Source organism: Lysobacter sp. MMG2 (assembly GCF_016735495.2).
GTDB lineage: Bacteria > Pseudomonadota > Gammaproteobacteria > Xanthomonadales > Xanthomonadaceae > Lysobacter_J.
Genome location: NZ_JAERQY020000004.1, coordinates 308,089 through 321,327, shown reverse-complemented (window position 1 = coordinate 321,327; position 13,239 = coordinate 308,089). Strand labels below are relative to the sequence as shown.

General features: G+C 66.5%; 15 protein-coding genes. 11 read left to right on the top strand and 4 right to left on the bottom strand.

Annotation, left to right across the window (positions count from 1 at the left end):
- The first annotated feature begins 264 nt into the window (after nucleotides 1–264).
- Both JI752_RS16110 and purD read left to right on the top strand, forming a co-directional pair.
- Nucleotides 265–759 (top strand): N-acetyltransferase, encoded by a 495-nt coding sequence (locus tag JI752_RS16110; protein WP_216965976.1) that lies wholly within the window; start codon nucleotides 265–267, stop codon nucleotides 757–759.
- A 148-nt stretch (nucleotides 760–907) separates the two neighbouring features.
- On the top strand, nucleotides 908–2,206 hold the full coding sequence (purD, locus tag JI752_RS16105) for a phosphoribosylamine--glycine ligase (protein WP_216965965.1): 1,299 nt from the start codon (nucleotides 908–910) through the stop codon (nucleotides 2,204–2,206).
- Between the two features lie 205 nt (nucleotides 2,207–2,411).
- Here purD and JI752_RS16100 read toward each other — a convergent pair whose 3' ends face one another.
- Nucleotides 2,412–2,684: a hypothetical protein gene (locus JI752_RS16100; protein ID WP_216965963.1), complete on the bottom strand. Its 273-nt coding sequence runs from the start codon at nucleotides 2,682–2,684 to the stop codon at nucleotides 2,412–2,414.
- 251 nt (nucleotides 2,685–2,935) lie between these two features.
- On the opposite strand from JI752_RS16100, the gene JI752_RS16095 reads away from it, so the two are divergent.
- The 8 genes from JI752_RS16095 to JI752_RS16060 all read left to right on the top strand — a co-directional run bounded on the left by JI752_RS16095 (nucleotide 2,936) and on the right by JI752_RS16060 (nucleotide 10,296).
- Nucleotides 2,936–3,628, top strand: a complete 693-nt coding sequence (locus JI752_RS16095; RefSeq protein WP_216965961.1) for an alpha/beta hydrolase — start codon at nucleotides 2,936–2,938, stop codon at nucleotides 3,626–3,628.
- 185 nt (nucleotides 3,629–3,813) lie between these two features.
- A complete protein-coding gene (locus JI752_RS16090) occupies nucleotides 3,814–4,119 on the top strand; it encodes a type II toxin-antitoxin system RelE/ParE family toxin (protein WP_216966152.1) in 306 nt (101 codons plus the stop codon).
- An 11-nt stretch (nucleotides 4,120–4,130) separates the two neighbouring features.
- Nucleotides 4,131–4,436 (top strand): helix-turn-helix transcriptional regulator, encoded by a 306-nt coding sequence (locus JI752_RS16085; RefSeq protein WP_216965959.1) that lies wholly within the window; start codon nucleotides 4,131–4,133, stop codon nucleotides 4,434–4,436.
- A 602-nt stretch (nucleotides 4,437–5,038) separates the two neighbouring features.
- Nucleotides 5,039–5,986 carry a hypothetical protein gene (locus JI752_RS16080; protein WP_216965957.1) on the top strand — a complete coding sequence of 316 codons (948 nt, stop codon included), beginning with the start codon at nucleotides 5,039–5,041 and terminating at the stop codon, nucleotides 5,984–5,986.
- A 32-nt stretch (nucleotides 5,987–6,018) separates the two neighbouring features.
- Nucleotides 6,019–7,089, top strand: a complete 1,071-nt coding sequence (locus JI752_RS16075) for a DUF1176 domain-containing protein (protein WP_216965955.1) — start codon at nucleotides 6,019–6,021, stop codon at nucleotides 7,087–7,089.
- Between the two features lie 447 nt (nucleotides 7,090–7,536).
- Nucleotides 7,537–9,438, top strand: a complete 1,902-nt coding sequence (locus JI752_RS16070) for an MFS transporter (protein ID WP_216965953.1) — start codon at nucleotides 7,537–7,539, stop codon at nucleotides 9,436–9,438.
- Nucleotides 9,439–9,517: 79 nt separating this feature from the next.
- The gene (locus tag JI752_RS16065) at nucleotides 9,518–9,871 is read left to right on the top strand and encodes a CD225/dispanin family protein (protein WP_216965951.1); all 354 of its coding nucleotides are present in this window, start codon (nucleotides 9,518–9,520) and stop codon (nucleotides 9,869–9,871) included.
- Nucleotides 9,868–10,296 carry a DUF2752 domain-containing protein gene (locus tag JI752_RS16060; protein WP_216965949.1) on the top strand — a complete coding sequence of 143 codons (429 nt, stop codon included), beginning with the start codon at nucleotides 9,868–9,870 and terminating at the stop codon, nucleotides 10,294–10,296. The genes JI752_RS16065 and JI752_RS16060 overlap by 4 nt, the downstream gene beginning before the upstream one ends.
- A 103-nt stretch (nucleotides 10,297–10,399) precedes the next feature.
- Here the strand turns inward: JI752_RS16060 and JI752_RS16055 are convergent, their stop codons facing one another.
- The gene (locus JI752_RS16055; RefSeq protein ID WP_216965947.1) at nucleotides 10,400–11,344 is read right to left on the bottom strand and encodes a hypothetical protein; all 945 of its coding nucleotides are present in this window, start codon (nucleotides 11,342–11,344) and stop codon (nucleotides 10,400–10,402) included.
- A gap of 428 nt (nucleotides 11,345–11,772) precedes the next feature.
- On the opposite strand from JI752_RS16055, the gene JI752_RS19465 reads away from it, so the two are divergent.
- Nucleotides 11,773–11,904 carry a hypothetical protein gene (locus JI752_RS19465; protein ID WP_256448154.1) on the top strand — a complete coding sequence of 44 codons (132 nt, stop codon included), beginning with the start codon at nucleotides 11,773–11,775 and terminating at the stop codon, nucleotides 11,902–11,904.
- Here JI752_RS19465 and nudC read toward each other — a convergent pair.
- Both nudC and erpA read right to left on the bottom strand, forming a co-directional pair.
- The gene (gene nudC, locus JI752_RS16050; RefSeq protein WP_216965945.1) at nucleotides 11,901–12,860 is read right to left on the bottom strand and encodes an NAD(+) diphosphatase; all 960 of its coding nucleotides are present in this window, start codon (nucleotides 12,858–12,860) and stop codon (nucleotides 11,901–11,903) included. The genes JI752_RS19465 and nudC overlap by 4 nt on opposite strands.
- The gene (erpA, locus tag JI752_RS16045; protein ID WP_216965943.1) at nucleotides 12,857–13,231 is read right to left on the bottom strand and encodes an iron-sulfur cluster insertion protein ErpA; all 375 of its coding nucleotides are present in this window, start codon (nucleotides 13,229–13,231) and stop codon (nucleotides 12,857–12,859) included. The genes nudC and erpA overlap by 4 nt, the downstream gene beginning before the upstream one ends.
- Between the last annotated feature and the right edge of the window lie 8 nt (nucleotides 13,232–13,239).

Here is a 13,239-nt window from a genome sequence, read left to right as displayed (position 1 = left end):
GTTTCCGAAGCCGTCATCCCGGCGAAGGCCGGGACCCAGGCCGACAGCCTCGCAGCCCCCATGCCGTCATCCCCGCGTAGGCGGGGATCCAACTGTCCACACCCTCACGTCCTCCGGAGCGCGTGATGCGTTACGTCCTTGGATTCCCGCCTACGCGGGAATGACGGCATGAGCGTAGCCCGCGCTCATGAGGGCCTCGACGCCCCCGCCGACACCGCCATAACCGCCCCCCGCGCAAACTCCGCCCACACGCCCGGAGGCCTTATGTGGATCCGCACCGAAACCCAGGACGACCACGCCGCCATCCGCGACCTCCTGGGCACCGCCTTCGCCGAAGTCCCCGGCAACGGCCGCGTCGAGCAGCGCATCGTCGACACCCTGCGCGAGGACGGCGAACTGAGCCTGTGCCTGGTGGCCGACATCGACGGTCGCCTCGCCGGCGTCGCGGTGTTCTCGCCGGTGGCGATCGAAGGCGCGAAGTCCTGGTACGGCCTGGGCCCCGTCGCCGTCGCGCCGCGCGACCAGGGCCACGGCGTCGGCACCGCGCTGATCCGCGCCGGCCTGGCCGAACTGGCCGAACAGGGCGCCGCCGGCTGCGTCGTGCTGGGCGAACCCGCGTACTACGCCCGCTTCGGCTTCCTCAACGACGGCGAACTGCACTACGCCGACGCCCCGCCGCAGTACTTCCAGTCCCTCGCCTTCGGCGACGCGACGGCGAAGGGCGCCGTGCGCTACCACCGCTCGTTCTCCGACGCCTGAGCGACACGGATGAACGCGCGCGAGGCCGATACCGCCGCGCGGACGCGTTCAACCCCATGAAAGACGACGCGCCCGGACGCGAAAGTCGCGGCATCGCGGCTGCTTCCGTAAAATCCGCGGTCCCACGTCGCGACACGCAGGAGCGCACATGAAAGTCCTCGTCATCGGTTCCGGCGGTCGCGAGCACGCCCTGGCCTGGAAACTGGCGCAATCGCCGCGCGTGAGCGAGGTGCTGGTCGCGCCGGGCAACGCCGGCACCGCGACCGAAGCCGGTTGCCGCAACGTGGACGTGTCCGCCTCCGACATCGACGGCCTGATCGCGCTGGTGGAACGCGAAGGCGTCAGCGTCACCGTCGTCGGCCCGGAAGTCCCGCTGGTCAACGGCGTGGTCGACCGCTTCCGCGAGAAGCAGCACCGCATCTTCGGCCCCACCCAGGCCGCCGCGCAGTTGGAAGGCAGCAAGGCCTACGCGAAGAACTTCCTCGCGCGCCACGGCATTCCCACCGCGCACTACGCCGTGTTCACCGAAGTCGATGCCGCCATCGACTACGTGCAGGAAAAGGGCGCCCCCATCGTCATCAAGGCCGACGGCCTGGCCGCGGGCAAGGGCGTGATCGTCGCGATGACGCTGGCCGAAGCCGAAGCGGCCATCACCGACATGCTCGCCGACTACGCCTTCGGCGCCGCCGGCGCGCGCGTGGTGATCGAAGAGTTCCTGGAAGGCGAGGAAGCCAGCTTCATCTCCATGGTGGACGGCAGGACCGCATTGCCGATGGCGACCAGCCAGGACCACAAGCGCGTGGGCGACCGCGACACCGGCCCCAACACCGGCGGAATGGGCGCGTATTCGCCCGCGCCGGTGGTCACGCCGGACGTGCACGCGCGCATCATGCGCGAAGTGGTCGAACCCACCGTGCGCGGCATGATCGCCGACGGCATTCCCTTCACCGGTTTCCTCTACGCCGGTTTGATGATCGACAAGAGCGGCGCGCCGAAGGTCATCGAATACAACGTGCGCTTCGGCGACCCGGAAACGCAGCCGGTGATGCTGCGCCTGCGTTCGGACCTGCTGGAACTGGTGGAAGCGGCCATCGACGAGCGCCTGGACAAGGTGAGCGCGCAGTGGGATTCGCGCCCGTCGCTCGGCGTGGTGATGGCCGCCGAGGGTTACCCCGGCACGCCGCGCGCCGGTGACGTCATCAACAGCTGGGACGCGCCTGAAGTGGACGACGTGAAGGTCTTCCACGCCGGCACGAAGGTGGAAGGCGAACACGTCGTCACCTCCGGTGGCCGCGTGCTGTGCGTGTGCGCCCTGGGCGACAGCGTCGCCGACGCGCAGCACAAGGCGTACGAAGCCGTCGCCGGCATCAGCTGGCACGGCGAGTTCCACCGCCACGACATCGGCTGGCGCGCGATCGAGCGCGAGCGGACTGAAGAGCCCGCATAAGCGCGAGTCTCAAGTCCCTGTGTTTTGAGCCCCTCTCCCGCCCGCGGGAGAGGGGTTGGGGTGAGGGCTCAACGAAGCCAATCCGGCGACCCCCCTCATCCGAACAGCACTCGTGTCTTTGTAGCCCGGGTAAGCGAAGCGCACCCGGGATCGAACGGTGACACCCCCGGGCGCGCTTCGCTTACCCGGGCTACTACGACGCGCCTTACGCCGTCCCCTCCTCCGGCGCCGGCGTCAATTCCACCGCCACCGCCTCCAGATCCGCGATTGCGGTTTCGACCGCATCGTAGAACTGCGACTGCTTGGTCATCAGATCCTCGATCACCGACGCCTTCTTCAACTTCGACAACTCACCGTCGAACATCAGCCACTGCGTCGTCAGCAGCTCCACGTTGTTCTTCGAGTAATGCCGCATTTCCTTGAGCTGCAACACCGTGTCGTTGACATGCTCCAGCGGCGACTTGGTATCGGCCGTCATGGCGACCTCCTTCCGGACGTGTACCGGCAGCCTACGAAGCCGAAGCTGGCTCGCAGGTGAAATCGCGGCGTTTGCGTGGAGACGGCGTGAAAGAAACGTGCGCACACGACGTAGCCCGGGTAAGCGAAGCGCACCCGGGACGCCCTCCACGTTGAACCCCGGGTGCGCTCCGCTTACCCGAGCTACTGGCTGCCCGATTCGTCGCCGCGCTTGCGTTGGACTGCATGCCCCCCTTCCTCGGAGATGACGCCATGAGCAAGCCCACCGTCGTGCTGGTCCACGGATTCTGGGGCGGCGCCGCGCACTGGTCGAAGGTGATCGTCGCGCTGTCGCGCATGGGCTACACCGACATCCGCGCCGTCGAAAACCCGCTGACCTCGCTCGCCGACGATGCCGAACGCACGCGCAAGATGGTCGCGCAGGTGACCGGCCCCGTCGTCCTCGTCGGTCATTCCTACGGCGGCGCGGTGATCACGCAGATGGGCCACCAACCCAACATCAAAGCACTGGTCTACATCGCCGCCTTCGCCCCCGACGCCGGCGAAAGCCCCGGCGGCATCACGCAACAGCAACCGCCCGCCGCCGTCGCCAACATCGCCCCCGACAGCGACGGCTACCTGTGGATCGTCCCGTCCAAATTCCACGAAAGCTTCTGCCAGGACCTCACCGCCGACGAAGCATTGGTGATGGCGGTGACGCAGAAGGCGCCGGTGGGCGGCACATTCGGCGACACCATCACCGCGCCCGCATGGAAGGACAAACCCTGCTGGTACCAGATCTCCACGCAGGACCGCATGATCCACCCCGACAACCAGAAGCGCATGTCGGCCCGCATGAACGCGAAGAAGGTGATCACGCTGGACGCGAGCCACGCATCGCTGGCCTCGCAAGCGGACGCAGTGGCGGCGTTGATCGACGAAGCGGCGAAGGCCACCGCGTCCTGAGCCGCCTCCCGCGCAGATCGCTTTAAAGCCCCTCTCCCGCTCGCGGGAGAGGGGTTGGGGTGAGGGCCGACGAAGCGACACGCCGCCCTGCCTGGCCCGCCCGGCGCTGCCAGCCTAGCCCCGGCACAACCATCTAAGTATTTGCATATTTATCCAAATACCTATATGGTCCGTTCGCGAAGACCCTGTGCTGGCTAGGAAGCGCCCTCGACGATCTGAAACGCTTCCCCGAGGACGCCCGCCGCGAAGCCGGTTATGACCTGCGACGCATCCAATCGGGACTCGATCCGCGCAACTGGAAACCGATGAAGACCGTAGGCGCTGGCGTCCGCGAAATCCGGATCGCAGATTCCTCGGGCGCTTTTCGGGTGTTCTACGTCATCGAGCGACTCGACGCGGTCTATGTTCTGCACGCCTTCCAGAAGAAGTCACAGAAGACGGAACAGAAGGACATCGACAAGGGCAAAGCCCGATATCAACTCATCGAATGAAGGAGGCAACCATGGCCACCAAGCATCCCAAGAAGGGTCCCCACATCGTCGCCTCCAGCGGAAACGTCTTCGCCGATCTGGGATTCGACAGCGCCGAAGCGCAGGTGCTCGCCATGCGCGCCGATCTGATGATCGAGCTGGAGAAGCAGCTCAAGGCGCAAGGGCTGACGCAAACCGCCGCTGCAAAGATTCTTGGCGTGAGCCAGTCGCGTGTGTCCGATCTGGTTCGCGGAAAGGCCGAGAACTTCAGCCTGGACATGCTAGTGACCTTCGCCGCCCGGATCGGCAAGCCTGCGCGGATCGTGCTGTCGCCGTGATGTGCGCAACCGCGCAAAGACGGCCGCCCTCCTAACGTCGTCCCCGCGAAGGGGATTCAACGGTCCGAACCATCACCCTCTTCACCCTACGATCGTCATCCCGGCGAAGGCCGGGACCCAGGCCCGCACCCTATCCGTCCTCCAGCCGTCATCCCCGCGAAGGCGGGGATCCAACTGTCCGAACCATCACGACGCTTCGTAAGTCGTGACGCGACTGACGCATGGATGGTGCCGCCATACGGCGGCCCAAAAGACCCCGTCTACGCGGGAAGGACAGCAGCACATGATTCGCCAACGTCACGAACTGTGATCAAACAACACCAACCGCGACACTCTCGCGTTGTCGCGATGAAAGGCCATCAGCAGACTCGTTTCCACGGAGTTTCAAACCTCCGGATACGCGGAAGCCACCTCCGCAACATCGGTGGCTTTTTTTGCCTGGCTTCAGGCACAACCGACGCAAGTGCTCCGCGTCGGGAGGGCGGCGAATACAACACCCGCAAGGGAAATCAGCCCAGCCGCGTATCCGGTGTTTGAACCTCCCGACACCCTCGCATTGCACGAAGCAACGCGAGTCGGCCTGCCCGAACGGAGATAACCAAATGCGCAAGGAACGCCAAGTCGGTCAGAAGGCAGTTGCGAAGCTGGGGCTACAAATGACTTGCGACGGGAAGCCTGAGGCGATCACCGATAACGCGGCAAACGCGAATCCAGCGATGCGGGGCGACACGCTGCACAAGGAGCCCAATGGCGCGGTGGACTTCACCTTGAATCGCGCCCAGGTGCTGCCGCTGGCTGGAATGGAAGTGCAAGACGTCGAGGTGCAGGCCGACAATCGCGACCCGCATCCGCGCGACCACCGCCCGGGTCTGAACGTCCGGCAAGGTTCCACCGACGAAGCGACGCGGATCGGCAAGACGACGAAGATCGGTTGGCACGGGCGCGGCGCCGGCGTGGCCCTCACCGGCGTGACGTCGAAGGACGGCAAATGGGGGCAGATCGAAGCGGTAACCGGCGAGTCCGATTTCTGGGGCGTGCCGGCCGCACCCGCAGGCCACCGTGGCTGGGTACACCTGGCCAGCCTGGATGCGATAACGCGACCCGGCCAGTTCGATGCGGTGGTACCGCTCGACCCGCCGCATCCGATCAAGCAGGGCGACATCGTCGGTTACCTGGGCGAAGACGTGCCGGCCCACGCGCACCCCATCGCGGGGACGCCGGTCTCGCGCAGGCTGCTGCATCTGGAAGTGTTCAGCGGCGACGACGTGCCGGGCTATCTCACGGCCAGCCGCCAATGGGCCAAGCAGCACGTCCCGGACAGCGAGCGCACGTTGCTGGTATTGCGGCCCGGCGATGCCTTGCTCGATACGCCCAACCGTAGCCTTCCCCCCAGAAGTCGTCATTTGAATGGAGAATCCCCGGCAGCATCTAACGGAGGTTCTCATGCGCAAGAGTGCTTCACCGAATCGCAGATCGTCGCCATCCTCAAGGAAGCCGACGGCTTCGTGCCGATCTCGCTGACGCTCTACTGCCTGCTCATCTGTAATTGACGTAGACAAGGTGCAGCGACGCCGCGTCCAGAATGGAAGAGGTAACTAAATTGAACAAGTTGATAGGCTTCGCGTACTTCTGGCTCGTAACAGCGCTCTTCAGCGTGTCCGCCGCGCCCCGACCGGGCTTCGAGTTCTCGCATCATGATTGGATACTGGCATGCGACAACACAGGCACCTGTCGCGCTGCCGGCTATCAGAGTGAGGAAGGAGACGGTCGGCCAGTCTCCGTGCTGCTGGTACGAAAGGCAGGTCCACACCAGGCTGTGACGGGAGAGCTGACGCTTGGCAACACGGAGACAGAGGATGGCGAGATGCCAACCTCGCTGGTGTTGCGGATTGACGGCCGGAGTCTCGGAAGGACGAACTTCGGTCGCGCCGAGGTTGCGAATCTGCCACGTCATCAGGTTGACGGGCTTCTTTCCGCCCTCGTCCGCAAGAGCCAGGTCGAGTGGTCGGCAGATGACGGGCGCCGCTGGATGTTGTCAGGCAAGGGGGCGGCGGCGGTGTTTCTGAAGATGGACGAGTTCCAAGAGCGTCTGGGGACAGAAATGGCGCTCCTTAGGAAAGGGGCGCGAGGAGAGGAATCCGTGAGCTTGCCCGTTCCCGCGCCTGTGGTGCGTGCGGCAAAGGTTCGCAGCGCTCAGGAGATGGATCGAGAACTGGCTGGATCAGAAGAATTGCGGGAGAGCATTCGCGCCACTGTCGATCAGGAGACGTGCGCTCAACTCTTCGGCGGTTATGAGCGTTCGCAGAGTGTGCAGTCCGAACTCTCGGTGCAACGTTTGACCCGCGACAAGATGCTCGTTTCAACCAATTGCTGGCTGGCGGCATACAACGGAGGGCTCGGCTACTGGGTCATCAATGAAAGGCCTCCCCATAGTCCGGTTCTCGTAACTACGAACGGTACCGACTATGACGATGGTGTCATCTCATCCGCTCAGAAGGGCAGAGGACTGGGGGATTGCTGGTCGCACGAGGATTGGACATGGGATGGTCAGCAGTTCGTTGAGACGTCCGCTTATGGCACGGGCCTGTGTCGCATGGTTGCTCTCGGTGGGGCATGGGTAATGCCGACACTGGTTACCGAAGTTCTGCGCTAGCGCCATCCGTTCGTCATTTGTATGCCGGGACGCCTGGCACCCAAGCGGGGGGCGCAAAACACAGTCGGGTTCCTGGATTCATACTTGGCGCCACCACGCTCTCCCGATCCGCCAGCTTTCGCTGGATTGAGGAGGCCGCGGTGACGGTGGGGCTGCCCTTCCCGTGCGGAAGTACCCGGAGGCTGCGGGCCTGGGTCCCGGCCTTCGCCGGGATGGCGGTGGAAGGTCGGGATGACGGTGGAGGTAACGGGTAAAGACGAAAGTGGATTCCAGCTTTCGCTGGAATGACGGGTGAGAGGGTCGGTGGGCTTGAGGGCCTGGGTCCCGGCCTTCGCCAGGACGACGGTGGAAGGTGAGGATGACGGTGGAAGGTCGGGATGACGGGAGGGGTTCAACGCCACCGGCTTTTGCTAGTCTCCCGCGAGTCAGTCAGACCCCCGTGAGTGCATGGCACACAGTCAGTTCGACCTGCTCAAGCAGCGCCGCTTCCTGCCGTTCTTCGTGACCCAGTGCCTGGGGGCGTTCAACGACAACGTGTATCGGCAGGCGATCATCGGCCTGCTGTTCTGGCTGGGCGTCACCGCGGAGGAGCGCACGCTCTACACCAACCTCGCGCCGGCGTTGTTCATCCTGCCGTACTTCCTGTTCTCGGCCACGGCGGGGCAGATCGCGGAGAAGCTGGAGAAGTCCAAGCTCATCCGCATCACCACCACGATGGAAATCGTGATCATGTCGCTGGCGGCGATCGGCTTCGTCACGCAGAGCATGGTGGTGCTGCTGGTGGCGCTGTTCTGCACGGGGGTGCAGTCCACGCTGTTCGGGCCGGTGAAGTATTCGATCCTGCCCTCAGTGCTCAAGCCGGAGGAACTCACCGGCGGCAACGGGCTGGTGGAGATGGGCACGTCCATCTCGATCCTGGTGGGCATGATCTTCGGCGGGCTCATCTTCGTGGTCGCCGGCGCGCACGGGCCGGTGGTGGCGGCCACGGCGATCATCGCGCTGGCGGTGACGGGCAACCTCATCAGCCGCTTCATTCCGCGCGCCGATGCGGGCGCGCCGGAGCTGAAGATCAACTGGAATCCGATTCCCGAATCGCTCGCCGTGTTGCGCCTGGCGAAGCGGCAGGTGGCGGTGCGCAATTCGGTGCTGGGCGTGTCGTGGTTCTGGTTCATCGGCACGGTGCTGACCTCGCAGCTGCCCACCTACGCGCAGGTGAACCTGGGCGGCAGCAACACGCTGTACATCTTCGCGCTGGCGCTGTTCTCCATCGGCACGGGCGTGGGCTCGATGCTGTGCGAGAAGCTCTCGGCGCGAACGGTGGAGATCGGCCTGGTGCCGCTGGGTGCGTTCGGCATGAGCGCCTTCATGATCGACCTGTACTTCGCGCGCAGCGGTGCGGCGACGGCGACGAACCTGTCGGTGGCGACGTTCCTGCAGCAGCCGGGCTGCTGGCGCATCGCGCTGGACCTCACCGGCATCGGCCTGTTCGCGGGCTTTTTCGTGGTGCCGCTGTTCGCGCTGATCCAGAGCCGCACGCCGCGCAACGAGATCTCGCGCGTGATCGCGGGGATGAACATCCAGAACGCCGGCTTCATCGTGCTGGCGGCGGTGCTGGGCATCGTGGTGCAGCGCTTTCTGGGGTGGTCGATTCCGCAGGTGTTCCTGGCGCTGGCCATCGCCAACGTGATCGTGGCGATCTACATCTTCACGCTGGTGCCCGAGTTCATGATGCGGTTCCTGAGCTGGGTGCTGGTGCGCACGCTGTACCGGCTGCGCCTGCACGGCATCGAGAAGCACGTGCCCGATGAGGGCGCGGCGCTGATCGTGTGCAACCACGTGAGCTACATGGACGCGTTGATCCTGGCGGCGAGCATTCCGCGGCCGGTGCGCTTCGTCATGTACTACAAGATCTTCAACATCCCGGTGATGAGCTGGATCTTCCGCACCGCGGGTGCGATTCCCATCGCGGGGGCGAAGGAGGATCCGGAGCTGATGCGTCGTGCATTCGAGCAGATCGACGCGGCGCTGGCCGAGGGCGAGCTGGTCGGCATCTTCCCGGAAGGTGCGTTGACGAAGGACGGGGAGATCGCGCCGTTCAAGTCGGGCGTGGAGCACGTTCTGCAGCGCGCGAGAGCGAACGGCCATCCGGTGCCGGTGGTGCCGATGGCGTTGCGCAACATGTGGACGAGCATGTGGAGCCGGCGCGACGACCGCATGGGCCGCATGCGCGTGCCGCGTCGCTTCCGCGCGCCGGTGGAGGTGGTGGCCGATGCGCCCGTCGATGGCGCGGGTGTGGACGCTGCGATGCTGGAAACCCGGGTGAGGCAATTGCGCGGGGACGCCCCCTGATCCTGCGATGACGGCCTGCATGGCGCGCTGCTAGGATCGACCGTGCCGCTGTTCCGGCGGCACACTCCGAAGGACCGCCATGAACGTGCCGCCACCCGTCCCGCCGTCGCCTTCGTTGGCGCCGCGTGTTCCGAACTACCTGATCTGGGCGATCCTCATCACGATCGCCTCCGTTCTGTTCTGCTGCATCATCGGCACCATTCCGGGCATCGTCGCGATCGTGTTCGCGGCGCAGGTCAACAGCAAGCTGGCCGCGGGCGATGAGGCCGGCGCATGGGTGGCCTCGGGCCGCGCCAAGCTGTGGTGCTGGATCACCACGGGCCTGACCATCCTCGGCCTGTGCTGGACGATCTACTTCTTCACGTCCGGCGGCATGTCGCAGTACCAGCAGATGCTGCAGGAACTGGAACAGGCGCAGCGCGTGCAGTCGTGAGCGTCGCGCCCGCCTTCGCATCGCGCTTGCTGACCCCGCGCACCGTCGTGGCCGCGGCCACGGCGGTGTCGGCGTTGGGCGGTGTGGCGGTGCTGCGGGCGCTGGATCCGAACGCGGGCGGTTTGTGGCCGTGCGCGTTCCATGCCATCACGGGGCTGCACTGCCCCGGCTGCGGGCTCACGCGTGCGTTGCATGCGTTGGTGCATGGCGACATCGCGCGCGCATGGGCGATGAATCCGCTGGCGATGATCGCGCTGCCGTTGCTGGCGATGATGCTGGCGCAGTGGTGGGTTTCGCGGCCGCTGATGCCGGCGTGGTTGAGCCGGCGCGCGCATGACGGGCGGTGGTGGATCGCGGCGCTGGTGGTGTTCGGCGTGCTGCGCAATCTGCCTTATGCGCCGTTCGCGTGGATGGCGCCGGGCTGACATTCGCGTAGCTCGGGTAAGCGAAGTGCACCCGGGTGGCAGTGGCGATCGGTTCCCCGGGTGCGCTTCGCTTACCCGGGCTACGCAGGGCGGCGTTCCGCCGTCAGGCCACCCAGCCGGCGATGACGAACAATGCCAGCACCGCCAGCCACACCAGCAGGCTGCGCCAGACCAGGCTCATGGCGTCGCGCAGTTCCGGTACTTCGCCGGTCAGCACGGGCGCGGGAATCGGCGGCGGCGCCAGGCCGGCTTCGCCGGCATCGGCGCCGAGGTTGTCGTCGGCGTAGTCGGCGGCCTCGTCGGCCAGTTCGCAGGTCACGCTGGCGCGCGCCACGGCGCCGAGGAACGGACGGCGCACATCGAACGACGCGCCGCCGGCATCGCGCCATGCACCCAGCACGGTGTCGAAGTTGCCCACCAGCGCGAGCGCCAGCGTCATCAGCTGGGCGACGGGCCAATCGAGGATGGCGAAGAAGTAGCGTGCGCCTTCGTTCGTCTCGCCCGGCAATGCCGTGGATGCTTCGCCTTCCGCCGACTGCGCGACGAGGCGGTACAGCAGCGCGCCCGCGGGGCCGAGCAGGAGGAACCAGAACAGCACGCCGAACCAGCGGTGCTGTGCATTGCGGAACACGGCTTCCACCAGGCTGCCGCCGTCGAGCACGGCCGGCATGCCGCCTTCGGGCCACAGGCGTTGCGCGGCGGCGCGACGGGCAACGGGATCGGGTGCGTTGGCGACGGCCTCCACGTCGAGGTCCAGATCGCGCGGGCCCCATGCGTAGAAAAGCACGGCCACGCCGAAGATCAGGCTTGCGAGTCCGAACAGCGCATCGTGCAGGGCCAGCTGGAACAGCGAGACCAGCAGCAGCGGCGGCACGAGCGCGATGGCGAGGCCCCAGCGGCCGCGCCAGAAGCTGCCTTCGGGAAAGCGCGAATCCAGCCAGCGCAGCCAGTCGCGGTACCAGCCGAAGTGGCGCACCGACGACGCCAGCGTCGGGGCCATGTGCCCCAGCACCAGCGCGACAACGACGGCGATCAGAGTGGCGGACATTGCGCGATCGGCTCCGGCTCGCGAGGGGCTGGGCCGATTCTAGCTTGGCGGTGACGGCGTGAAGGCGTTGGTGGGAGGTTGTGTCGGGTGGGTCTCGCTGGCGGCGGCACGGGGTCACGTGGCGGTGCTGCGCGGGTGTGGGGTGTTGGCGCGGGCGTGCCGTGCGTGAAACGCGGCGATGGCGGCGTCATGCGGCGGGTGATAGGGCAACAGCGGCGGCTCGACCCACCTCATCATGGGGAAGGTCGGGACCGGGTCCGCTGCGTTCGGGCACTCTGTCCAGGGTGAGCCACTTCACCGTCATTCCCGCGAAGGCGGGAATGACGGTGGGATGGCTTGCCGGAGAGGAGTGCCCGTGCGTTGCGGGGCCCCGTGCGTACGTTGCGGGGCTGGGCCCCGGCCTTTGCCGGGAGGACGGATGGGGTGGCGTGCGTCCGCGCACCTCGATGCACACCTCGATGCACACCTCGATGCACACCTCGATGCACACCTCGATGCACACCTCGATGCACACCTCGATGCACACCTCGATGCGCACGTCATCGCGCGGCCGCGCTTAGCCGCCCGGCCGCTCCGACGTCTGCTCCGCCAGCCACTGTTCGATCAGCCAGCGCGAGATCGAAATGCTCGGCGACAGCACCGGGCCTTCGCCGTCATCCTGCGTGCTGCCCCACTCTCCACGCGTGCGCGCACGACGCACTTCCTCGGCAGTGAACCAGCGCGCGTCTTCCAGTTCGTCGCCGACTTGCGGGTCATCGGCGTCGGCTTCTGCAGCGAAGCCGATCATCAGCGAACCGGGGAACGGCCACGGCTGCGAGGCCTGGTAACGGCATCGACGCACGCGCACGCCGGCTTCCTCGAGCACTTCGCGCGCAACGGTCTGCTCCAGCGATTCGCCCGGTTCCACGAAGCCGGCGATCACCGAATAGCGACGCGCCGGCCACATGGCCTGGCGGCCCAGCAGCAGGCGGGTGCCGTCGCTGACGGCGACGATCACGGCCGGATCGGTGCGCGGGTAATGTTCGGTGCCGCACTTGGTGCACTTGCCCTGCCAGCCCGCACGCGACAGCGCGACTTCGCCGCCGCACACGCCGCAGAAGCGATGGCGGCTGCGCCAATGCTGCAGCGCGCGCGCCTGTGCGAACACGCTGGCGTCGAACGCGGGCCACAGTACGGCGGCGCGACGCAGGTCGACACGGTTCGGCGCATCGAACGCCGTCAGCGCGCCTTCGAGCGCGAACCAGCCGCCGCCTTGCGCATCCAGGCCGAGGAACACCGCAGCGCCCACGCCGCCCGGGCCTTCGCTGATTTCATCGCCCAACGGCGCGCGCAGGTTGCCGTCTTCGTCGGCGTAGGCGTTGCCCTTGTCGTCGAGCAGGACGACGCGGGCGCGGGGCCACAGCGCCTTGATCGCGTCCGGGTCGTCGCGCAGGCGATCGGCACGGTCGAGTGCACCGCGGCAAGCGGCGTCCGCGCCGGCCTCGACGAAGGCGAAGGGTGCCGGGGTGTCGCTCACACCGCGAAGGACGAGCCGCAGCCGCAGGTGGTCTTCGCGTTCGGATTGCGGATCACGAACTGCGCGCCGTGCAGGCTTTCGGTGTAGTCGACTTCCGCGCCCATCAGGTACTGCAGGCTCAGCGGGTCGACCAGCAGGGTGACGCCGTCGGTCTGGATGGACAGGTCGTCCTCGCCCTGCTGTTCGTCGAACTCGAAGCCGTACTGGAAGCCGGAGCAGCCGCCGCCCTGGATGTAGACCCGCAACTTGAGGGCGTCGTTGCCCTCCTCCGCGATCAGCTCGCGCACCTTGTGGGCGGCGGCGACGGAGAACTGCAGGGGGCGGTCGAGGGACTGGTAGTCCGGCGCGGCGTCGATAGTGGGCAGTTCCATGCCAAAAA